Here is a 20308-nt window from a genome sequence, read left to right as displayed (position 1 = left end):
CCATTGGAGGCATAATGATTGACTGGGATTCTTGGCAGCGTCACGTTAACTACATCATTGATACCCAAGGTAGGTACTACGGCGTGGGTGACGCTGACGGTAATCCGCTTTTCACACTCCCTGCCCCCGTTGATTCTCAAACTCCGGATCAGTGGATGGAGTCGGCAGACCTGGCGATCACGTTCCCAGCCCGCGATGTGGCTGGTGCGGTTACGCGGGTTGCTGAGCTGCTGGTAACTGATTCGATTCGTGATTTCGACCCGTCCGGGCGTATCCCCGTGGCCGAGGGAGACTACATGCTACTAGCCGTGTTCCCTGGCGAGGATGGTGTGGTTCGTCGCGGGGGGACTATCACGCACTGCACGGCTGATGATCCAGATAGTGCGGGTGTGCCTTCCACGGTGACGATCCATGCGCTGAGTGTGATGGACGTGTGGCATACGGTTCCTGCTGTGTCGTGGCCGTCCGCGTGGTGGGCTGCACGACCATACGAGGCCAAGACGGATTTGTCCGGTATCCCGTTTAAGACTCCGCGTAAGTGGGCGAAGATTGAGCTGTCGACGAAGACGTATTTCACATGGAAGAACGGCAAGGCAGGGTTCGTCATTAGGCGATTGGCGCAGGAGTCGCTAGACGCGGCGATGATGTCCCAATCCGATCCTGACGGTACTCGCTGGGTTGATGATCCCTACCACGTTGTGGAAGTACCGGAGGTTGATAACTCGCCGGTGATTTCGTTGGAGGCGCGGGACGGTTTCCTGTGGGAGACGGTGGCGGCGCAGGCGAAGAACGCTGGCGTGATCTTGGGTGCTCGTGTGTGGTGGCCGGGTGATCCTCCGGTGCGGTGTTGGAATCAAGCAACGTCGGCTATGAAGCCGGATGAGGTGGATATTTCGCCGTCGCAGGGCGAGCCGAAACGCACCCTGGGGTACCGGAGCTTTCCTCATGCGATGGTCGTGCTAACAGTGAAGGAGGTCACTAATGCGTAGGCCGTATCTAATCGCGGAGTCCCCGCAGGTGACCGTGCTCCGGTCGCTGGCATCAACCGCTTTCGGCAAGGTGAGCATCACTCTGCCTGAGGGTGCGGAGATGGATGGTATTTTCACTCCGTCTGCGCCAGGTAACGAGCTGGGCTATGTCGCAGCACTGAACAGCGAGAAGCGCGTGGGTGGGATGTTCCGCCGGTTCGTGCGCGCTGATGTGAGCATTACGGCTAAGGGAGCGCCTGCCCCTGCGTCTGATGTGGAGCAGGTTCTAGACGAGGCCGCTAAGCGCACGAGTGGCGAGTTTTTCCTGGAATCCGACATCACACTCGCAGGCCTAGGAGACTGGGTTCCCCTGCAGCATTTCCAGGTTGGCGATCTCGTCGACGTGGAGATTTGGGGGATGGTCGTGCCCATGCGTGTGACGCGGATTGAGCCGATTGTGTCAGATCACTCGATTGTGGATTGGCGTGTGCATGTGGGTGGTCAGTTGGTGTCTGATGAGGATGCGCTACTCGCTGCTAATGCGACGATTCATCGGGTGTTGGTTGAGGATCGGCGTGATTTGGCGGGGTTGTCGGAGCGTGTGGTGGCGGCGCAGTCGTCTGCTGATGCTGCTGGTGAGTCTGCTCGTGTGGCTGATTCTAAGGCGGTTGCTGCGCAGGCGACGGCTGATGACGCTGACGGCAAGGCGAAGAAACTTGCTGAAGCCTTGTCTGGTGGTGGTGCGACGATCCCTACTGTGATGGCTGACTTGCAGCGGTTGAATCGGCAGCTGCAGGAAAACAATGAGGGTGGCGCTGCTGACCAGGGACTAATCCCGGCGTACATTGCGGCGAACACTAAACGCTGGGAGCTGCAGGAGAAGGTCGATAAGCAGCAGGACGAGCTGGCCGAGGCTAACCGGCTGGCTACGGAGGCTAATGCGGTTGCGATTAAGGCGCAGGAAGACCTCGCTTTGGCCGAGAAGCGCGAGAACCGGCTACGTCCGAAGCTGACATTCGCCCACCAAAGTCAGTGGCTGCATGCGCCATATGACACCCCGGATGGGCTGTTTCGGATTGAGGGAGATAAGGCATCTCTTGACCGTGGCGCGACAATTGTTGCGCGGGGCACATGGGAGGGCGACGCAGTGATGCTCATGTCGAACATGAATGGCTTCGGAAACGATGGCGGAACGGAGATCCGTTTTGCCCAGATCCGTGACGATGGTGATCGAAGATTTTTCTATAAGCCGGTTGCTCTGGTTGGCATTCGGCAGATTGTGATTTTGACAGTTCCGAGGCTTGTTTAGGAGTTTTGAAAATGACGCGTGTTCAAGGTGATCTGAAGATCATTACAGGTACGGCTGAAGCCGTTACGGAGGTGTGGGTGCGCTCGAAGACGGCGCGGCCTGTGTCCGGTGGCTGGCTGATGACCGCTAATGACCGTAGGCCGGTTTTTGATGGGAAAGTCGATCTAGAACTCTTGCCTGGCGCGTGTGTGCTGGTGGCGGTATCTAGTGGTCTGCCTGGTGAGACGGTGGAGCTGATCGTCCCCGAATCTGGTACAGCGTCGTTGGAAGCATGTATTCGTGCGGCGGAGGCTGCGGGTGATTTGGAGCGTGACGCGCTGGACGAGCTGCGGCGTGATTTCGGCGCGTGGATCGATGAGGCGCGCGCGTCGTTGGCTACGGCTGACAGCTCCGCGAAGTCCGCGAAGGCGGAGGCCGACAAGGCGAAGGGTTCCGCTGACGCTGCCGGTAAGTCGGCTACGGCTGCTGCCGGGTCTGCGTCCGCTGCGAAGATTAGCGCCGATAATGCGGGTAAGTCCGCGTCTGCTGCTGATGGCTCCGCGACCGCTGCCGACAAGTCCAGGTCTGACGCCTCGAGTTTCGCTAATTCCGCTAAGTCGGCTAGTGAGTCCGCGACGGCGAGTGCGCAGGCGGCTACCGAGTCGGCGGGCGCGGCGAAGGACTCCGCTAATTCCGCTGTTTCGTCCGCGTCTAACGCGTATAGCTCCGCTAAGGCAGCTAAGGCCGATGCTGACCGCGCGAAGTCCAGCGCCGATAGTGCCGGTTCGTCCGCTAGTGCCGCGAAGGGTAGTGCTGACGCGGCTAAGGGGGCTGCTGATGCGGCGGGTAAGTCCGCAAGTGCGGCGGCGTCTAGCGCGAGTGCCGCTAAAACCGACGCGGGTAAGGCCGCAACTAGCGCGACGAACGCCGACAAGTCCGCCACGGCCGCTAAAGCTGACGCTGACCGGGCGGCGAACATCGCTAGTTCTACGTCCTGGGACGGCGATAAGCTGACAGTAAATGGCAAGACCAGCCCGTCGCTAACTGGTCCGCAGGGTGTGAAGGGCGACCGTGGCCCGCGCGGGTATAAGGGCGACCAGGGCGATCCTGGCCCACAAGGAGAACCGGGCGACAAGGGCGACCCTGGCGAGTCTGGGGCCACCACGTGGGGCGCGATCAGCGGGAAGCCCGAGACATACCCGCCGGAGTCTCATAAGCACACTCTGGCGGACGTGACGAACGCGCCTAATAGTCACACGAGCGCAGCAACGGGCAACACTCTGGTGTCCCGCGATAGTGCCGGGCGGGCGCAGTTCGCCACCCCCACGAGTGCCGGACACGCGGCGACGAAGGGGTATGTGGATTCCATGAGTAGCTCTCTGACCGAGATTATGGATACGCACTTAACCAAGGGTGCGTTTGAGCTACGTGTGGCATCGTCCGCCCCGCCGTCCGGCACCGCGTCGAACACCATCACGTTCGTGAAGGAGTAGGGCGTGCCTATCAGTATTGGAACCAGCGGGGTTAAAGAGATTTACGTGGGCGGCGCGCCCATATCTGCCGTGTACGCGGGCACGTCGCTAGTGTGGTCGTCCGCGCCACGACGCTTGCAGCAGATACTCGGGGTAGAAGCAGCGACGCTGTACGTAATGCAAAACGAGGCGGGCACGTTCGCATCGGGTAACCGGGCGGCAAAGATTCTAGACCAGGGCGAAAACTACAGGTTTACCCTAAACCTCAATTCGAGTTTTCGGCAGACAAAGCTGTGGGCGTATATCGGGGATAACGCGCAGGTGACGTGGCAGCAGGGCGACCGTATCGCTCTACGCATGACAACGCAGGGCGGGAAACTCCGTTGCGAGTCCTACGGCGACCGAAAGGCGGTTCTGGACTATACGACATCATGGCCGGGCGGCTACCACTGGGTGCTACTCAACACTTACGACGACTGGTATGGCTACCGTATGCGCACGTTTGTGGACGGCGTGGGGGTGGAAACGGCGACGAACGGTGGCGCTTTTGCATTGTCGGAAAACGTGTTCAATTCTGGTTCGACGCTGATCACATCGTCCGGCGACGTGTCAGTCGTGGCTTACGACTGGTCGGGCTACAAGAACGAGGTCACTAGCTTGCCGGCGTTCCGCGCGCGACTATCCACGAACGTGTGGGTAGAAACGGTAACGAAGTCCGGCGAATGGTCGGAAGCGCTACCCGGTGCAGAAATAGCCATGTGGCTATACCAGGGCGGCCAAGGCGGTCAGGGTGGCCAAGGCGGAAGCAACACCTCTGCCGGTTCGTCCGGTTCGTCTGGGCGTAACGGTGTTGGCGTGCGAGTCACTAACCCCCCGCGTAGCGGGACGCTACGCGTCGGCGCAGGCGGCAAGGGCGGAAGGTACGGCTCAAGTGGCTTCATGAACGGTGAAACCGGCGAAGCCGGCGCACTGGGCGGCCATACGTCGTTAGGTGCGTACACCACGAACGGGGCGACTACCCGGCCTACACCGTCCGCGTTTGGGGAAACCGCCGACGCGCTAGGTGCCGGTGGTTCCGGTGGCTCCGGTGGCTCCCAGGGAGACCCAGCCAACCTCATACCGCCGACGAGCGGATCAAGCGGTAGCAACGGCAAGGTCGGCGGCATGGTGGTTATCTACCGCTGGCCGAAAACCTAACCAGGCAACCAACAACGCAACAAGCCAGAACACACAGAAAGGCAACCATGATTGACCTAACAACGTACTCCGAAGACCAGCTACTCGACCTGCAACAGGCACTAGCCGACGAGCGTAAACGCCGCGCAGCACTACCCGCCGTGGAGGAGGCGGCGCGTGAGGCGAAGGAAGAAGTGGTCGCGGAGGTGACGGAACGGCTGGCGGAGAAGGACGTGAAGCTGAAACCACCGGCGAAGGCGGATACTAAGGTGCGCCCGTGGAAGCCGTGGCACCCGCTGGACACGGCAACTCATTTCTACTACGGCGACCTGGCTACTAACGGCGGTAAGACGTGGCGTGACGTGCTGGACAAGACGCGCACGCAGCTTAATGTGTGGGAGCCGGGGTCACCTGGTATTGACGAGCGTTACTGGGTGGAGGTTACGGAGGACAAGCCGGAACCGGAGACGGGCGAACAGCCGGACGAGCCTACGGAGGATAACCCCGCCGACGAGACGGAACCGGCCACCCCAGAATGGAAGCCGAACACCACCGTCAAACCCGGCGAACGCTACACACACCAAGGCGCAACCTACGAGGTGATCCAAGGGCACACCACACAGGCAGGGTGGGAGCCGCCCGCAGTGCCCGCCCTGTGGCAAAAGGTCTAACAACATCTAACAACATCTAACAACCCCCGCTTTCCGGCGGGGGTTTACTCATGCAAGAAAGGCGCGAAATGGCTAACCGATCTTGGCCGCTACCACGCAACAAAATTAGAATAACCAGCCGCTTCGCAGGGAGGATTAACCCCGTTACCGGCAGGCCAGAGAACCACTCCGGCACCGACTTCGCAGCACCAGACGGCACACCATTCCACGCCGTCGCTGACGGCACCGTTCAATACATTGGCGCGGCCAGAGGGTATGGGCAGTGGATCGTTATCGACCACCCGGCCAGCGTCGGCGGGGGCTGTTCCGAGTATGGGCACATGTGGAACGCTTTCGCTACCGGCCTCAAAGTGGGGGACAAGGTGCGTAAGGGGCAGGTGATTGGATATATCGGCTCCAATGGGCAATCTACTGGCGCTCATTTGCACCTAACCATCTGGGAGTACGGCTATGGCGGGCGCAGGGTTGACCCTGAAACGTGGTTGGCTAACGCGGATTACCCCGGCGCTGTACCTAAGCCTAAACCTAAGGGAGGTAGCCCGATGGGCACGCTGTACGGGGTCGATATTAGTTATTTTCAAAACGGAATGAGCTTGAAGCAGGCCGCGCGGGAGGGTATCGATTTTGCGATTATCCGCACAACCGACGGCACGTACAAAGACCGCGCGTACCAGTCGCACCTAGCGGACGCGGAAAGCGCGGGATTGGTTACGGCGGCTTATCACTACCTACGTAACCCCAGTGAGGGCACGAGTGTGGCGGCGCAGGTGCAAGCGTCGTTGCAGGTCATGGGGTCGAAGAAGCGGCCTATGTGGATTGACGTTGAAACCAACGCCGGCCTGCATGTGGATCACATTAGGGCGTGTAAGCGCGAGTTCGAGCGCCACGGGGTGCGCGTCATTGGTGCGTACTCTTACGTGCCCTATTGGGAGGGGCGGATTCGCCCGGGGGAACCGGATTCGCATGAGTTCGGCAAGTTCTGGGTCGCGGCCTATGGGCGCAACCCGGCCGGTAAGCCCCGCGATATTTACCCCGGAAACAACCACCGACAGTGGGGCTACCCGCTAGGTAACCAAAAGCCGAGCCTGTGGCAGTTCGGTTCAAACGCGCAGGTCGCGGGCTTTTCCGTGGACATTAACGCCTTTAGGGGCACCAAGGAGCAGCTAAGGGAGCTGTTCTACGGCACCAAGTCTAAGGCCACCCCGGCTAAACCGGGCAAACCACAACCACAGAAGGGTAACGACATGACAGATTTTGACCAGATTAATCGACGCTACAAGTCGCGCGTTCCCGGCTCCAAGGTCACCATGACCCCGCGCGACGCTCTATACAACACCGACGCACACGCCTACCTCATCCTGCAGAAGCTCAACCAGCTAGAGCAGAAGATCGACAACATCGCAAAGGAGCACTAAATGACCCCGCAGAAGCTATCCCCAATGGCGTGGGTACGCCTCATCATCTACATCCTCGCAGCGCTAGTAGGTATCGCAGCCGTAGTCGCCACCACGCTAGGGTACGGCGACATCGCCGCCTTGCTAGGCACCCTCGCGGGCGCGGGCGCGGCGATCACAGGCGGCACGGCAGCAGCCAACCTACCCAAGGCTCCTGACCAGGCACCCCTGGCTGGACTTGACCTCGTAGCAGCGCTCCAGGCGCTCCCTACTATCGCGGCGGCGGCGCAGACCTACCAGCAGCAGGCGAGCTATGAGCCACGCCACGCAGCACCAGAGGTAGAGCCGGAGATCGAGGGCGCATACCCAGGGCTAGACTCATGAGCCGCACCTGGTGGGCAACCGACGCGGCAGGACTACTCATAGTTGGCATCGCCACCATCGCGCGCGGCATCTCATACATGCCCGGCTTTGTCAATCAGGATCGACGCGCAGCACACTACCTAGAAAGCGTTTTCCAACCGTCCGTGTGGAGCGTCGTATGGATCGGCATTGGCCTGATCTGCCTTGTGGCGACGCTGTCCTCTAAGCTCATGCCGACGTGTGTGGGGCTGGTGGTTGGCATTCACGCGGCGTGGGGAACTAGCTTCATGGCTGGCCAGTTTTTCGACGAGCAACTGCCCCGCGCCTGGGTGAGCGCACTATCCTACTACCTGATCTGCGCCCTTATTTTGTGGGCTTTCGGGCGAGGTCGAGCTACAGAGGTGCGCATTGATGAGGAGGCGTGATGGACATGAACGCGCTCTTTACAGTGCTGGGCACTGTTGCGGTCGCGCTAGTGGGTGGGTTTTTTACCCTGATGGGGCAGCGCGCCTCGTCGAGGTCGCAGGAGAAAGCGGCGGAGGTGACCACTCGCGCTGATGAGTGGTCGAAGCTCTTAGCGGAGACGAAAGCGTATGCGGATGAGCGGTTGGAGGGGCAGCAGCAGCAGATCGAGGAGTTGCAAGCGGACATGCGCACTGTCAAGCAGCAGTTGGCTGACCTGAAAGCGCGGTATCGCGCGGCGCTTGAGACGATCCGTCGGTGGCTGCGCGACCACCCGAACCATCGTTTGGATATTCCCGAGGAGATTCGGGACGATCTGAAGAACCTTTGATAGACTGACCGTGCTGCAAGAGGGCGTGCCCCGCCGACGAAAGCGCCCTCCACCCCCTGCAGCGATCCCCCATAGACCCTCACCATTGGTTGAGCCTTTTGGCTCCCGTGGTGGGGGTCTTTTTTGCGTTTCTAGGCGTCCCTGATCTGGTATCCCCTGCCACGACGGAGACGGGCGCGCCCTCGCGATCCCGCAAAGATCCCGCACGCGCCCCGATAGCCCCGGCATAATCGTCACCAATGACACTAGCGTCATGCCCGCGAACAGCGAAAATAGCGAACCACCAGAACACCAACTACCATCAAAAAAATGATCCTTATCAACGTTAAGTACAAGGTCCGCCCCGAGTTTGCCGACAACTTCCTGCAGGAGGTTTCCTGGTTCACCGAGGCTACTCGCGCCGAGGGAGGCAATATAATTTTCGACTGGTTCCGCGATCCGGAGAACGCAAACGAGTACCTGCTGATCGAGGCTTTCCAGGACGATGCCGACGTCGCCCACGTTGAGTCCGAGCACTTCAAGCGCGCCTGCGACGAGATGCCGAAGTACTTGCTGGAAACCCCGGAGATCATCAACACGAAGATCCCAGGCAAGACCGAGTGGGACCGCATGGCCGAGTTCCGCGTCGAGGATAACTAGCCCTTAGTCTCGCTCCCCCTTAACCCCACCCCCTTAACACCACTATGACTGTCAGCGTTTTCGACCTCTTCCAGATCGGTGTGGGTCCGTCTTCTTCGCACACCGTCGGGCCGATGCGCGCGGGACTGTCCTTCGCGCGCCGGGTCAAGGCTTTCTTGGGGGATGACGCCGCGTCTCCCCGCGCCGCCGACTCAGCAACTGAGGAGGGGTTGCTTCCGCTGGGTTCCGACAAGCTAGCGGACGTGGTGAGCTTGCCCGATGAGGGGGAACACTCGCTGAGCATCAGCGTCGTCCTCTATGGCTCGTTGGCGGCTACGGGTGCCGGCCACGGCACGCTGGGGGCCTGCCTGCTGGGCCTGGACGGTGCCGACCCGGCGCAGGTAGATCCGGACTACATGCAATCTCGTCTGGACGAGATCCGTCAGACCCGCACCATTTATCTTGCGGGCGATAAGAGCATGCCGGTCACCTGCGGGTTCGAGGACATTGTGCTGCGGCCGACCGTGCGACGATCGATACACACGAATGCCATGACATTCGTGGTCAGCGGCCTACCTGAGCCGCTGAAGCAGACCTATTACTCCATCGGTGGTGGCTTCATCCGCACAGAAGAGGAAGTTCCCACCCTGGACGAGCTCAGCGGGCAATGGCTGTTCGAGTCTGGCGACAAACTGATTTCCCTGGCGGAACACGCGGGCATCAGTTTGGGTGAGGTGCAGCGGCGCTGCGAGCAGTCGCTGCGCACAGACGAGCAGATCGACGCAAACCTGGATGCAATTGCTCAGGCCATGCAGGATTGCGCCAAGCGGGGCGTCACCTTCGGCGGGGTGCTGCCAGGGGCCCTGATGGTTCGTCGACGCGCGAAGCGTTGGTACGACCAGTTGATGGAGGAAGATCCGCACCGTACGGCGGAGTTCTCCGAGGACTGGGTAAACCTGATTGCCTTAGCGGTGAACGAAGAAAACGCAGCCGGCGGACGGGTAGTCACCGCGCCGACGAATGGTGCTGCGGGCATCATCCCCGCCGTGCTTTTCTATGCCCGCGAGTTCACGCCCGCGGGTAAGCAGGATCCGTTCGAGGTGAACCGGCGCTTCCTGCTGGCCGCGGGCGCGGTTGGTTCGCTATACAAGGAGCGAGCCAGCATCTCCGGTGCAGAAGTTGGCTGCCAGGGCGAGGTCGGCTCCGCGGCCTCCATGGCCGCCGCCGGGCTGGCGGAGGTGCTGGGCGGATCGCCGCGACAGGTTGCGAACGCGGCGGAGATTGCGATGGAGCACTCGCTGGGGCTCACCTGTGACCCTATCGGCGGCTTGGTGCAGATCCCGTGTATCGAAAGAAACGCTATCAGCGCCGGTAAAGCCATCAACGCCGCCAAGATGGCGATGCGCGGCGACGGGGACCATCACGTCACCCTTGATGAGGTCATCGAGACCATGCGGCAGACCGGCAGGGACATGTCCGAAAAATACAAGGAAACGGCCGGCGGCGGGTTGGCGACGAACGTCTCCGTCAACGTGCCGGAGTGCTAGGAGTGAGGGGTTAAAGCCCCTTAAGCGGCAGAGCTCGCCCCAGAGGCGGGAGTTTTGTCGCGGTAAAGCGCTAGCCGAATCGCCATCACCAGCAGGGCCAGGATGGTCCACCACAGGTAGGAGTTGCCCAGCAGCGCCTGCCAGGCATTCCATTCGAGCTCGCGCTGTTCTTGGAAGGGAACGAAAGCGGTGGGCTCGAAGGCGAAGGCGGCGAATCCCAGGACAACCAGGGAAACCCATAGCCAGCGCGGAGAGGCCAATGGGGAAGTGGGGTTAGCAATCGCGTAGCAGGCTAGAGCTACTAGCAGCACCGGAGCCCACGACCAGTGGTGGTTCCAGGAGACTGGGCTGGCCAGCAGTGCAAACAGGGAATTGACACACAGCGCGACGATTGGCGCCTGTACCTGCATAAGCTTGATCATGATGAAGGCGATGACTGCCAGCGAAACGCACACCAGCAGTACCCACAACAAACTGGAAGAGTCATCCGTCCGCAGGCCGAAACGGTACAGCAGACCGTTAATGCTCTGGTTCAGAGCGTATTCGTGGTTGCCGATACGTCCGGTTTCGCGCAGCGTGTGTGTCCAATACTCCAAAGAATCGCGAGGCAGAATTAGCCACGCTAGAGCTGTGGTGCCGACCGTGCCTGCGCCCATGCGCAGGATGGAACCCCAGTCCTTGCGCAGAAGGAACCACAGGCCGAAGACTGCGGGCGTCAATTTGATAGCAACCGCAGCACCCGTGAGCAGGCCGCGATAACGGCGCGGAACCACAAGCGCATCGGCAAAGACCATGCCCATCAGCAGAACATTGATCTGCCCGTAGGCGAGGGTGGTGTGAATGGGGCTCAAGTGGATCAGCACTGCGGTGAGGACTACCGACACCCACCCGGCAGAGGAGCGGTCCAGGCGTGCTGCAGAATGCACAGTGTGGGCGAGAACCCACCAGGTGACGGCTACCGTGGCGCAAACCAACAAAACGGCGGCCAGGTGGTAGGGCATCACAGCCAGGGGAGTAAACAATACGGCTGAAATCGGCGGGTACGTAAACGGCAGGTACGTGTCGCCGATGATGTGGAAGTGGCCGCTGTAGAGCTCTTGGCCGTCCAGGACTCGCTGGGCTCCCACCCGGTAGACGTCCAGATCCAGGTTGTAGTGGAAGCCGCGACTGTTGAAGATCTTCGGCAGAACGGAAAGCACCAGCAGTACGCTCAGCGCAATTTTAACGGGGAGGCTGAACTTGAGGTGCCTGAAGTTTTCCAATCGTGGCAAAGCGGCTTCCGTTGTTTGCATAAAGGCTAATTATTCCATCACTGGTGGGGTTGCTCTCGCCCAGGCTCGTCAAAGCTCAAAAGCTAAGAAATCATTAGGCGTTCGGCTTGCGAAGAACTAAACTTGGAACAATGAGCGATAGACTTCCCAAGCTGGACAAACAGGCCTACGAAAAGGAGCTCAAAAGGCTCCAAGCTGAACTCGTCGAATTGCAGCAGTGGGTGGTGGAAACCGGAGCCCGCATCGTCATCGTGATGGAGGGGCGCGATGCTGCGGGTAAGGGCTCCGCGATCAAGCGCATCACCCAGTACCTCAGCCCGCGCGTCTGCCGCATTGAGGCTCTGCCGGCTCCCAGCTCGCGCGAGAAGGGCCAGTGGTACTTCCAGCGCTACATTGAGAAGCTGCCCACCGCCGGAGAGATCGTCATCTTTGACCGCTCCTGGTACAACCGCGCTGGCGTGGAACGCGTGATGGGCTTCTGCACCACCCAGGAATACCGCCGCTTCCTGCACCAGGCTCCTATCTTCGAGCGCCTGTTGGTTGAGGATGGCATTATCCTGCGCAAGTACTGGTTCTCTGTGTCCGACGAAGAGCAGATCCGTCGCTTCCAGTCCCGCCAGTCCGACCCGCTGCGCCAGTGGAAGCTGTCCCCGATGGACTTGCAGTCCATTACCCGCTGGGAAGACTACTCCCGTGCGAAGGATGAGATGTTTGTGCACACCGACATCCCGTCCGCTCCGTGGTACACCGTGGAGTCCGAGGATAAAAAGCGTTCCCGCATCAACGTGATCAACCACCTGCTGAACACGATCCCCTGGGAGTACGTGGAAAAGAGCGTGCCAAAGATTCCGGAGCGACCGGCATCCGATTCCAGCTACGAGCGCCCGCCGCGCACCCAGTTCCGCTACGTACCTGATGTGGCAAAGCTGCTGGAAAAGGATCTGCTGAAGAAGCAAGCTAAGGAAGCCAAGCAGGCCAAGGAAGGTGCGTCCGAGGGGAACTCCAAGAAGGGGTCGAAGGGCGACGGTAAGGGAGCTGCGGCGTCCACAAAGAAAAAGAGCGACAAAAAGAAGAAGAGTAAGAAGTCCAAGAAGGATAAGAAGTCTAAGTAGGACTTAGATTCAATTTAGGCTGCACTTCCTTGTCGTTCCTGTAATTATGGTGACATGGCTGACAAGAGAAGGAAGCACCCGACGTACGACCCGAACGCGGAAGTGACCGCCGTTGTTGCAGGTCACGTCGGGGTAATCGAGCTGAACCGCCCCAAAGCTCTCAACTCCTTGAGTGTCGAGATGATCCGTCTGATCCGCGAGGCGGTCGATAAATGGGCTGATGACGACTGGATTCGGTTCATCGTGATCAAGTCTTCCTCCGACAGGGCCTTCTGCGCGGGTGGGGACGTGCGCTATGTGCGGATGCGCGACATGAAGCGCATGTACCGCTTTGGGGATTCCTTCTTCGAGGAAGAGTACGACCTCAACGAGCGCTTGTCGCAGATAAACAAGCCCGTCATTGCGCTGCTAGAGGGCATTGTTATGGGCGGAGGTATGGGCATTTCTATGCATGGCTCGCACCGCGTGGTCACTCCGCGCACCCTGGGGGCTATGCCGGAGGCCGCGATCGGTTTTGTGCCCGACGTAGGAATGTCTTACCGGCTGACGCACCTGGATTGCTCGCCCGCAGTGGGGCTTTTCATCGCCACCACGGGCTGGCGCCTAAGCCCTGCGGACATGTTGTACACCGGGCTGGCCACGAACCTGGTGGCGGATGTGCATGCATTCGAGTCGGATTTGCACTGTGGTGACCTTCCAGAGGTGCTGCGGTCTAATGCGCTGGATCCGCAGGAGTTGGACGAGCCCACCTCTACGTTGCAGCAGCATGTGGAGTGGATCGAGCGGACCTTCGCTGAGGGTACTTGGGTAGATATCGAAGCCCGGATCGTGCGGGATGCGGGCTCTGTTTCGGACGCCGAATTGGCGCAGTTTATAACCAAAGTGACCGATTCGCTGGAGGGGGCCAACCCGGAGAGCCTCGTGGCCACGGTGGAGCTGTTCCGCCGCGCGGAGAGCGCAACGCTACGCGAGGCTCTGGACATGGAATTCAAGGTAGGCGGGGAGCTTCGCCGGGGGCCGAACTTCATCGAAGGGGTACGCGCCGTGCTGGAGCACAAGGACCACAGTGCGCAGTTCGACCCGGCGACCACGGCAGACGTGGATGTGGAGAAATGGCGGGCGCTGCTGGCTTAATCCCCGGTGCGTTGCACCCGCAGCCACACGAAGAAGCCCCAGAGCACGAATGCGCCGTAGACGAGGTACAGCACAGCGGAAGGGTAGTAGCCGGCGGCGAGCAGGAGGGGCACGCCGACAATATCCACGCCGATCCAGATCAGCCAGAACTCTGTCCAGCCGCGAGCCATGCCAAACGTGGCCAGGATGGAGCCGGTGAAGATCCAGGCATCCGCCCATGGCCCCCACGAACCCAGCGCGTCAAAGACGAGGGCGAAAACGATGGTGCCGATCACCGCGAAGGTGAGCATGCCGATTCGTTCCTTGGTACTGGCCCAACTTGGCTGCACTGCGGCGCTGTCGGCGGCGGGTTCGCTGACGATGGAGCGGGAGGGGTCAGTGTTATCGGGTTCGCGCATGCCGGCGGTGCGGGCCCGGTTCCACTGGTACCAGCCGTACAGCGAGACGATGAGGAACATCACCTGGCGGCCCGCCTGGCCGTAGAGGTCCAGGTCTTGCGGGGTGTGGAAGAGACCGCCCAGGAATACCGTGAACAGCAGTATATTTCCGACAATTCCCACCGGCCAAGCCCATACGACGCGCTTCATCCCGCCGACGGCGGAAGCTAAGCCGAAGAGATTGCCGATGATCTCGCGCCAGAGGATCGGGTAGCCGCCGATGACCAGCGTTGCGTTAAGCAGTGTTGTAAAGATTCCCTCTGATTCCACAACGACCATCTTCCCCCATCGGGGTTCGGGGAGGGAAACCGGGTTTGGTTCTTGGTGGGAGTACTACTGGTTGTTCTCGGTGCGCTCCACGCGGGCCAGCATGTCAAAGGCCTGGTCGTAGAGCTCCTGGGGGCTGAGGCCTCCGGATAGCCGCTCGTCCGCAGCTGCCTCTACGGCGCGCATGGCGATGCTGAAGGAAACATCCAGCAACAGGAATGCCTTGAAAGGGGAGAGGTCGGGGTCTACATCGCACAGCGCCTTGGTTCCAGGTTCTGTGAGGGTAGGTAGGTCCACATCCAGGTGTTCGCCGCTGCCCTTATCCTGCGGATTCTCCAGCATGATGAGCAGAGGCTTGAACTTGCGGATGTCCGGTGTGGTGGGGTCCACCAACTCGGAAATATCGGCAGAGCCGGCAGAGCCAGCCGATCCAGACGAGTCGGCCGAGCCCGTCTGGCTGACCGAATCACCCTGATCACCGTGCGGCGGGAAGCAGTAGATCCACATTGCATCGCGCATGATGTCCACGATGCCGCCGGTGGGGCGGTTTGCTGCAATCTCGCGGATGCGGCATGCGAAATGCTCGAAGACTTCGTGAAGGTAGTAGGCGAAGACATCGTCGCGGCGCTCGAAGTAGTTGTGGAATGTGCGCGTGGATACGCCCGCCCGCTTGGTAATTGCCTGAACCGTCGCAGCTTCCGGTCCGTAACCGATAAACAGCTCAATGGCGGCTTCGATGAGATTCTGCTTCGTCTCGGCCTTCTTCTGTTCGCGCCGGGAAGCGGAGGGCTCGGGGATCGTCGAACTCGATGACATGTGAGTGAGAAACCTTTCAATATGCCCAGATGATCCGATTGGATGGACATCGTACGATGCAGACTAGCGTAGCAAGTCTGATATTCCCAAAATGGAGGTTGGGAATTTAATTGCTTCTCCTCTCAGCTAGCCGAGCTGCGAAAGCCCTCCCGCTAGTAGTTGGAAAGCGTCTCGAATTTCTTCTTCCGCCGCACGCTCCCCACCTTCGTTGAGCTCCACGAAAACTGTGGGTACAACCATGATCGAATTGATGAGCAACAGCGCGTGGGCGGTGTTGAGCGTCCGACCTTCGCGCTCGCTGTACCGCTGAAACGCCTGTACGAGCGGAGAGAAGAACTCCACGGCATTGCGGGGAAAGCCATCGTTCTCTGTGAAAAGCTCTGTACGAGCTTGGGCGGGGATAGAGAGTAAGTGGTCCGCAAGGCGGGAGAGGGTTTGAATGATGTTCGGGCTGCCCGTCGTTCGATTAAAGAAGTCCACCGCGATATTCTCGCCAATCGATATCAATTGTTGCCCAGGCTGTGCAGTATCCACCATGCCAACCATTTGCTCAACGAATTGATTAAGCGCGAATAGTAAAGCAGCGTCTCGATGAGGGAAATAGTTGTGAAAAGTGCGCGGGGAAATATCAGCTCTTTCTGCGATCTTCGCGATGGTAGCATTCTCCGCTCCCTCGTTGACTAGTAAGTCAACGGCGGCATAGGCGATGCGCTCACGGGTTTCGGCCTTCTTGCGATCCCGTAGGCTCGGCGTTGCTGCCTCTACGCTTCTTCCGCCTCCGTAGCTCACTTTCACAACCTTTCCTTAGTGACGCCTTACTTTACTCCGGCCTGTGCGTCTCGCGAATCTGCTTCACCTGATTCGGTAGGTGTATTCGGAGTGCGGCTACCGTCAGCGTTCAATCCAACCAGGCTCTCGCCCTCGATATCGACAGTGGGAATGATCTTCCCCAGCCACTTGGGGAACTTCCACGCATGTTCGTCCAGTAGGAACATGGTCGCTGGAATGAAGACCATGCGGACGATGAAGGCGTCAAAGAACACGGCAGTGGCCAAAGCAAAGCCCATCACCTTAATAAACGGCTCATCGGCCATCATGAAGGCGGCGAAGACCGAAATCATGATGAGCGCGGCTGCAGTGACCACTCGTGCGCCGTGCTTGAAGCCGTTGGCGGTGGCATTGCCGGCGGTCTTGCCGTGCGCCCAGCCCTCGCGCATGCGGGTGACCAGGAAGACCTGGTAGTCCATGGCCAGGCCGAAGACAATACCGATCAGCATGATGGGCAGGAAGGAAATGATGGGCTGCGGGTCGTCAATAATCCCGCCGAAGCCTTCTTGCCACAGTGCGACGGTGACGCCGAACGTGGCGGCCACCGACAGGCCGAAGCCTAGTGCTGCGATCAGCGGCACCCAGATGGAGCGGAAGACGATCATCAGCAGAACGAATGCTAGCGCCAGGACAATTGCAATGTAGGGGATTAGGACGTCCGAAAGCCGCTGAGAAATGTCCTCGTACATTGGGGTAACGCCGGTGATGGCGTAGGTTGCGCCGGTTTTCTCGTTGTATCCAGCTTCCTCGGCGCGCATCTGCTCAAGGACATCGGCAGCACGGGCATCCGTTGCGCCGTAGGACGGGGTGATAAACACCTGGGCTGCAGTACCCAGGTCGGACGGGTTGCGCGGATCGCCGTTGGTCTGCACTACTTGGGCGTTCTCCACGCCTTCAGTGTTCTGGAGGGTGGCAACGGCCTGCTGGGTAGCAGCAGCCTTTTCCTTGTCATTGAGGTCGGGGTACTCCACCAGGGCAATCATCGGGGCATTGCGGCCCGGTCCGAATCCCTCCTCTGTCATTTCGTATGCCACGCGGTTGGGGGTGCCCTTGGCCATAGAGCCATCAGAGGGCATTGCTAGGCGCAGGTTCATCGCGGGGATGGCCAGCAGAATCAGCAATACTGCTGCGCCTACCATCCACAGGACGGGCTTCTTGCGAATGATGCGCACCCACTTCAGCCCCATGGTCGGCTTTTCGTTTTCCGGGTCCGGCGCCTTGACTATAGGTGCGCGACCTGCGAAGACCTTCGTGCCAATGAGCCCCATGATGGCGGGCAGCAGAGTGATTGCAACGATCACGGCGATGGCAACGGTTCCGGCGGCGGCCAAGGCCATCGCGGTGAGGAACGGAATGTTAATGATGGATAGTGCTGCCAGTGCAATCAGCACCGTAAGGCCTGCGAAGACCACGGCCGAGCCTGCCTTGCCGACGGCTAGGCCAGCTAGGTGGGCGCGTTCCTTGACAGGAATCGTCTTGAGCTTCTGTTGCAGCTCCTTCGGCTCCAGATCCTGACCATTTACATGGGCGACCAGTTCATTGCGGAAGCGGGAGAGGATAAACAGCGCGTAGTCGATGCCCACGGCCAGGCCGATCATGGAGGCCAGGGTGGGGGTCATGGAGTTGATGCTGTCGGTGACGGAGGTGGCAGCCATTACGATGCCAATGCCAGTGCCCACGCCAATTACTGCGGAAAGCAGCGGCAGGCCGGCGGCGACAAGGCTGCCGAAGGTAACAATCAGAACGATGGCGGCGACGGCCAGACCGATGGCTTCGGAGGCCATGCTCATTTCTGGCTGCTGGAACGCGTTACCGTTCCACCCAACCTTGAGGTTGCCGGCGTTGTCCTTTACCGCATCCTCGAACTCTTGTACGTCCTCGGCGGGCACGTCTGCTGCGGTTTTCGCATCGAAGGAAACCTCGATTGTGCCAGTGCGCTGGTCGGAGCTCAGCGGGCTCAGAGCAGCGATGTCGGAGGTGATCTGCTCCTTCGGCATCCCCTGCTTTTGCTTCATGGGAGCCATTTGCTGGTGCATGCCTTCGCTGGCCAGCACGGGGGAGACGAGCTTTTCCTTGTCCTTCAGGAAATCGAGCTTTTGCAGCGCCTGAAGGATGTCTTCGGTCGATTGTGCAGCCTCGCCCTTGGCAAGAGTCTGACCTTCAGGGGCTTGGATCACGAGCTTGCCCGTGGCTGCCTCTAGCTGATCAGCGTCTTCGCCGTTGGGGAATTCCTCCTTGATCCTGTCCTGGGTCTCGATGGACTCCAGTCCAGGGATGGTGAAGGACTGCGAGGTGGGTTTGGTTAACAGTGCGGAGGCGGTGCCCACGCCGATCAACACGATCAGCCAGACGGCGAGGAAGCGCCACTTGTGGAAGTAGGCGGAGCGGCCTACTCGATACAGGAATTTTGCCATGCGCAAAATATTTGCACAGTCTGCGAAACGTTGCAAGACTTGTGCAAATATTTTTGATGGGGTCGCGACGAATCGCTACTCCACCTAGTCGGCGACCAACGTCTCCATCGTCAGCTCCGGGTGTTCCTTCTCCACGAAGGCTAGTTTCCACTTGTCGCCGAATAGGGCAATTAGCTCCCCGTCTGTGCGGGTGAAGATCTCCACGCCTCGCTGCTTGGCCAGTACCGGCGCGGACTCGGCGTCAGTACGACGAGCGACAGAGTAAGGGACGGGGTCGGCCACGGTCTCCACGTTGTACTCAACGTCCATTCGAGCCTGCATAACTTCAAACTGCATCGGGCCGACGGCGGCCATGACGGGGTTGGCGTCACCGCGCGCGTCGTTGCGCAGGATCTGCACAACGCCTTCGGAATCCAACTGCTCGAGGGCCTTGCGGAACTGCTTGTACTTGCCCAGCGACTTCGCGCGCAGTGTGCGGAAGTGCTCCGGTGCGAACTGCGGCATGGGCGGGAACTGTACCTTCTTGCCGGCGTAGATCGTGTCGCCAGGGGCGAGCGAACCAGCGTTGACTAGACCCACGATATCGCCGGGGTAGGCGGCATCCACGGTGGCGCGGGTGCGGCCGAAGACGGTCAGTGCGTACTTTGTAGAGAAAGACCGACCCGATTGCGCATGCGTGACCTGCATGCCACGCTCGAATACGCCGGAGACCACGCGCATGAAAGCCAGAGAGTCCCGGTGGTTACGGTCCATGCCCGCCTGCACCTTGAACACCACGCCCGAGAAATCGTCGGTGGGGTCGCGGTGCTCGTCCACCGCGACGGAGTTTCCGCCCGCGGCGGCCTCGATCACCTTCGGGTCGGAATCGCGGCCCGCTGGGGCGGGCGCCAAAGCGCAGAGGGTATCCAAAATCTGGTGCACGCCGAAGTTCAGCATCGCGGAGGCGAAAATCAGTGGGGAAGTGGTGCATTCCAGGAACAGCTCCTGGTCGTGTAGCGCGCCGTCGGAAGCCAGCAGCTCGACCTCTTCAGCGGCGGTCTCCCATACGTCTTCTTCCCGCTCTACGGCCTGTTCCGGGGTGTAGTGCTCCTCCGGTGCGATCGTCGAACCACCGGCCGTGCGGAGGAAGTGGATGTACTCCTCGGCCTCTCCGTCGTCGTTGATACGCGCCAATCCGCGGAAGTCGCCGGCCTCGCCGACGGGCCAGAACAGGGGAGTGGGTTGTAGCTGGATCTCGTTGACGATCTCGTCCACCAGCTCCAGCGGGCTGCGGCCCGGACGGTCCCACTTGTTCACGACGGTAACGATCGGCAGACCGCGGGCCTTGCACACGCGGAACAGCTTCAGCGTCTGCGGCTCCAGGCCCTTTGCGCCGTCAATGAGCATCACCGCAGCATCCACGGCGGAAAGAACTCGGTAGGTATCTTCCGAGAAGTCCGCGTGGCCCGGGGTATCAACTAGGTTGATCATGAAGGGCTCGCCGTCGTGGTCCTCCGGGGCGTATTCAAACTGCAAGGCGGAGGAGGCGATGGAAATACCACGGTCTTTCTCCATGTCCATCCAGTCGGAGACGGTGGACTTACGACCGGCCTTGCCGTGCACGGCGCCGGCTTCCTTGATCATGTGGGCGTGCAGTGCGAGCGCCTCGGTGAGGGTGGATTTACCGGCATCCGGGTGGGCGATGACGGCGAATGTGCGGCGGCGCGAGGCTTCGGATGCGGTTGTACTCATAATGCCCA

At 60.3% G+C, this 20308-nt stretch carries 19 protein-coding genes; 13 read left to right on the top strand and 6 right to left on the bottom strand.

Annotated features, from left to right (window positions below; translation table 11 throughout):
- The first annotated feature begins 14 nt into the window (after nucleotides 1-14).
- The 11 genes from CJEIK_RS08130 (at nucleotide 15) to CJEIK_RS08080 (ending at nucleotide 10290) form a co-directional block, all read left to right on the top strand.
- A complete protein-coding gene (locus tag CJEIK_RS08130; protein WP_005293444.1) occupies nucleotides 15-989 on the top strand; it encodes a hypothetical protein in 975 nt (324 codons plus the stop codon).
- Nucleotides 982-2277, top strand: coding sequence for a hypothetical protein (locus CJEIK_RS08125; RefSeq protein WP_005293441.1), 1296 nt, complete (start codon nucleotides 982-984; stop codon nucleotides 2275-2277). Before CJEIK_RS08130 ends, CJEIK_RS08125 begins: the two co-directional genes overlap by 8 nt.
- Before the next feature lie 11 nt (nucleotides 2278-2288).
- Entirely contained in the window at nucleotides 2289-3749 is a 1461-nt protein-coding gene (locus CJEIK_RS08120; protein ID WP_005293438.1) for a collagen-like triple helix repeat-containing protein, read from the top strand.
- Nucleotides 3750-3752: 3 nt separating this feature from the next.
- Nucleotides 3753-4925 carry a hypothetical protein gene (locus tag CJEIK_RS08115; RefSeq protein WP_005293436.1) on the top strand — a complete coding sequence of 391 codons (1173 nt, stop codon included), beginning with the start codon at nucleotides 3753-3755 and terminating at the stop codon, nucleotides 4923-4925.
- 47 nt (nucleotides 4926-4972) lie between these two features.
- Nucleotides 4973-5575 (top strand): carbohydrate-binding protein, encoded by a 603-nt coding sequence (locus tag CJEIK_RS08110; RefSeq protein WP_005293434.1) that lies wholly within the window; start codon nucleotides 4973-4975, stop codon nucleotides 5573-5575.
- A 68-nt stretch (nucleotides 5576-5643) separates the two neighbouring features.
- Nucleotides 5644-6990, top strand: coding sequence for a peptidoglycan DD-metalloendopeptidase family protein (locus tag CJEIK_RS08105; protein WP_115597264.1), 1347 nt, complete (start codon nucleotides 5644-5646; stop codon nucleotides 6988-6990).
- Nucleotides 6991-7353, top strand: a complete 363-nt coding sequence (locus CJEIK_RS08100; RefSeq protein ID WP_005293428.1) for a hypothetical protein — start codon at nucleotides 6991-6993, stop codon at nucleotides 7351-7353.
- On the top strand, nucleotides 7350-7757 hold the full coding sequence (locus CJEIK_RS08095) for a hypothetical protein (RefSeq protein WP_005293426.1): 408 nt from the start codon (nucleotides 7350-7352) through the stop codon (nucleotides 7755-7757). Before CJEIK_RS08100 ends, CJEIK_RS08095 begins: the two co-directional genes overlap by 4 nt.
- A 5-nt stretch (nucleotides 7758-7762) precedes the next feature.
- Entirely contained in the window at nucleotides 7763-8125 is a 363-nt protein-coding gene (locus tag CJEIK_RS08090) for a hypothetical protein (protein ID WP_143336414.1), read from the top strand.
- Between the two features lie 309 nt (nucleotides 8126-8434).
- Nucleotides 8435-8764: a putative quinol monooxygenase gene (locus CJEIK_RS08085; RefSeq protein ID WP_005293421.1), complete on the top strand. Its 330-nt coding sequence runs from the start codon at nucleotides 8435-8437 to the stop codon at nucleotides 8762-8764.
- Between the two features lie 44 nt (nucleotides 8765-8808).
- Complete coding sequence (locus CJEIK_RS08080; RefSeq protein WP_005293416.1) at nucleotides 8809-10290, top strand: L-serine ammonia-lyase; 1482 nt, start codon at nucleotides 8809-8811, stop codon at nucleotides 10288-10290.
- A 20-nt stretch (nucleotides 10291-10310) separates the two neighbouring features.
- Here CJEIK_RS08080 and CJEIK_RS08075 read toward each other — a convergent pair whose 3' ends face one another.
- The gene (locus CJEIK_RS08075) at nucleotides 10311-11582 is read right to left on the bottom strand and encodes a glycosyltransferase 87 family protein (RefSeq protein ID WP_005293414.1); all 1272 of its coding nucleotides are present in this window, start codon (nucleotides 11580-11582) and stop codon (nucleotides 10311-10313) included.
- Between the two features lie 110 nt (nucleotides 11583-11692).
- Here CJEIK_RS08075 and ppk2 point away from each other — a divergent pair, with 110 nt between their 5' ends.
- Nucleotides 11693-12673 carry a polyphosphate kinase 2 gene (ppk2, locus tag CJEIK_RS08070; protein ID WP_005293411.1) on the top strand — a complete coding sequence of 327 codons (981 nt, stop codon included), beginning with the start codon at nucleotides 11693-11695 and terminating at the stop codon, nucleotides 12671-12673.
- Nucleotides 12674-12727: 54 nt separating this feature from the next.
- The gene (locus CJEIK_RS08065) at nucleotides 12728-13807 is read left to right on the top strand and encodes an enoyl-CoA hydratase/isomerase family protein (RefSeq protein WP_005293407.1); all 1080 of its coding nucleotides are present in this window, start codon (nucleotides 12728-12730) and stop codon (nucleotides 13805-13807) included.
- Here CJEIK_RS08065 and CJEIK_RS08060 read toward each other — a convergent pair.
- The 5 genes from CJEIK_RS08060 to CJEIK_RS08040 all read right to left on the bottom strand — a co-directional run bounded on the left by CJEIK_RS08060 (nucleotide 13804) and on the right by CJEIK_RS08040 (nucleotide 20300).
- Nucleotides 13804-14523, bottom strand: a complete 720-nt coding sequence (locus CJEIK_RS08060) for a nicotinamide mononucleotide transporter family protein (RefSeq protein WP_005293404.1) — start codon at nucleotides 14521-14523, stop codon at nucleotides 13804-13806. The genes CJEIK_RS08065 and CJEIK_RS08060 overlap by 4 nt on opposite strands.
- 54 nt (nucleotides 14524-14577) lie before the next feature.
- Nucleotides 14578-15327 carry a TetR/AcrR family transcriptional regulator gene (locus CJEIK_RS08055; RefSeq protein ID WP_005293402.1) on the bottom strand — a complete coding sequence of 250 codons (750 nt, stop codon included), beginning with the start codon at nucleotides 15325-15327 and terminating at the stop codon, nucleotides 14578-14580.
- A 126-nt stretch (nucleotides 15328-15453) separates the two neighbouring features.
- A complete protein-coding gene (locus tag CJEIK_RS08050) occupies nucleotides 15454-16116 on the bottom strand; it encodes a TetR/AcrR family transcriptional regulator (RefSeq protein WP_248623849.1) in 663 nt (220 codons plus the stop codon).
- A 26-nt stretch (nucleotides 16117-16142) separates the two neighbouring features.
- A complete protein-coding gene (locus CJEIK_RS08045) occupies nucleotides 16143-18569 on the bottom strand; it encodes an MMPL family transporter (protein WP_005293394.1) in 2427 nt (808 codons plus the stop codon).
- 84 nt (nucleotides 18570-18653) lie between these two features.
- Entirely contained in the window at nucleotides 18654-20300 is a 1647-nt protein-coding gene (locus CJEIK_RS08040; protein WP_005293392.1) for a peptide chain release factor 3, read from the bottom strand.
- Nucleotides 20301-20308 lie beyond the last annotated feature (8 nt).

The sequence above is a fragment of the Corynebacterium jeikeium genome, assembly GCF_028609885.1.
GTDB classification, from domain to species: domain Bacteria; phylum Actinomycetota; class Actinomycetes; order Mycobacteriales; family Mycobacteriaceae; genus Corynebacterium; species Corynebacterium jeikeium.
Note: the sequence above shows the minus strand (reverse complement) of the source record. Positions and strands in the feature narration are given on the sequence as shown.

What these genes read in the sequence shown, in the direction of transcription:
- CJEIK_RS08130 (WP_005293444.1), top strand. Translation starts at nt 15, where the DNA reads ATGATTGACTGGGATTCTTGGCAGCGTCACGTTAACTACATCATTGAT.
- CJEIK_RS08125 (WP_005293441.1), top strand. Translation starts at nt 982, where the DNA reads ATGCGTAGGCCGTATCTAATCGCGGAGTCCCCGCAGGTGACCGTGCTC.
- CJEIK_RS08120 (WP_005293438.1), top strand. Translation starts at nt 2,289, where the DNA reads ATGACGCGTGTTCAAGGTGATCTGAAGATCATTACAGGTACGGCTGAA.
- CJEIK_RS08110 (WP_005293434.1), top strand. Translation starts at nt 4,973, where the DNA reads ATGATTGACCTAACAACGTACTCCGAAGACCAGCTACTCGACCTGCAA.
- CJEIK_RS08105 (WP_115597264.1), top strand. Translation starts at nt 5,644, where the DNA reads ATGGCTAACCGATCTTGGCCGCTACCACGCAACAAAATTAGAATAACC.
- CJEIK_RS08100 (WP_005293428.1), top strand. Translation starts at nt 6,991, where the DNA reads ATGACCCCGCAGAAGCTATCCCCAATGGCGTGGGTACGCCTCATCATC.
- CJEIK_RS08095 (WP_005293426.1), top strand. Translation starts at nt 7,350, where the DNA reads ATGAGCCGCACCTGGTGGGCAACCGACGCGGCAGGACTACTCATAGTT.
- CJEIK_RS08090 (WP_143336414.1), top strand. Translation starts at nt 7,763, where the DNA reads ATGAACGCGCTCTTTACAGTGCTGGGCACTGTTGCGGTCGCGCTAGTG.
- CJEIK_RS08085 (WP_005293421.1), top strand. Translation starts at nt 8,435, where the DNA reads ATGATCCTTATCAACGTTAAGTACAAGGTCCGCCCCGAGTTTGCCGAC.
- CJEIK_RS08080 (WP_005293416.1), top strand. Translation starts at nt 8,809, where the DNA reads ATGACTGTCAGCGTTTTCGACCTCTTCCAGATCGGTGTGGGTCCGTCT.
- CJEIK_RS08075 (WP_005293414.1), bottom strand. Translation starts at nt 11,582, where the DNA reads ATGCAAACAACGGAAGCCGCTTTGCCACGATTGGAAAACTTCAGGCAC.
- ppk2 (WP_005293411.1), top strand. Translation starts at nt 11,693, where the DNA reads ATGAGCGATAGACTTCCCAAGCTGGACAAACAGGCCTACGAAAAGGAG.
- CJEIK_RS08065 (WP_005293407.1), top strand. Translation starts at nt 12,728, where the DNA reads ATGGCTGACAAGAGAAGGAAGCACCCGACGTACGACCCGAACGCGGAA.
- CJEIK_RS08060 (WP_005293404.1), bottom strand. Translation starts at nt 14,523, where the DNA reads ATGGTCGTTGTGGAATCAGAGGGAATCTTTACAACACTGCTTAACGCA.
- CJEIK_RS08055 (WP_005293402.1), bottom strand. Translation starts at nt 15,327, where the DNA reads ATGTCATCGAGTTCGACGATCCCCGAGCCCTCCGCTTCCCGGCGCGAA.
- CJEIK_RS08045 (WP_005293394.1), bottom strand. Translation starts at nt 18,569, where the DNA reads ATGGCAAAATTCCTGTATCGAGTAGGCCGCTCCGCCTACTTCCACAAG.
- CJEIK_RS08040 (WP_005293392.1), bottom strand. Translation starts at nt 20,300, where the DNA reads ATGAGTACAACCGCATCCGAAGCCTCGCGCCGCCGCACATTCGCCGTC.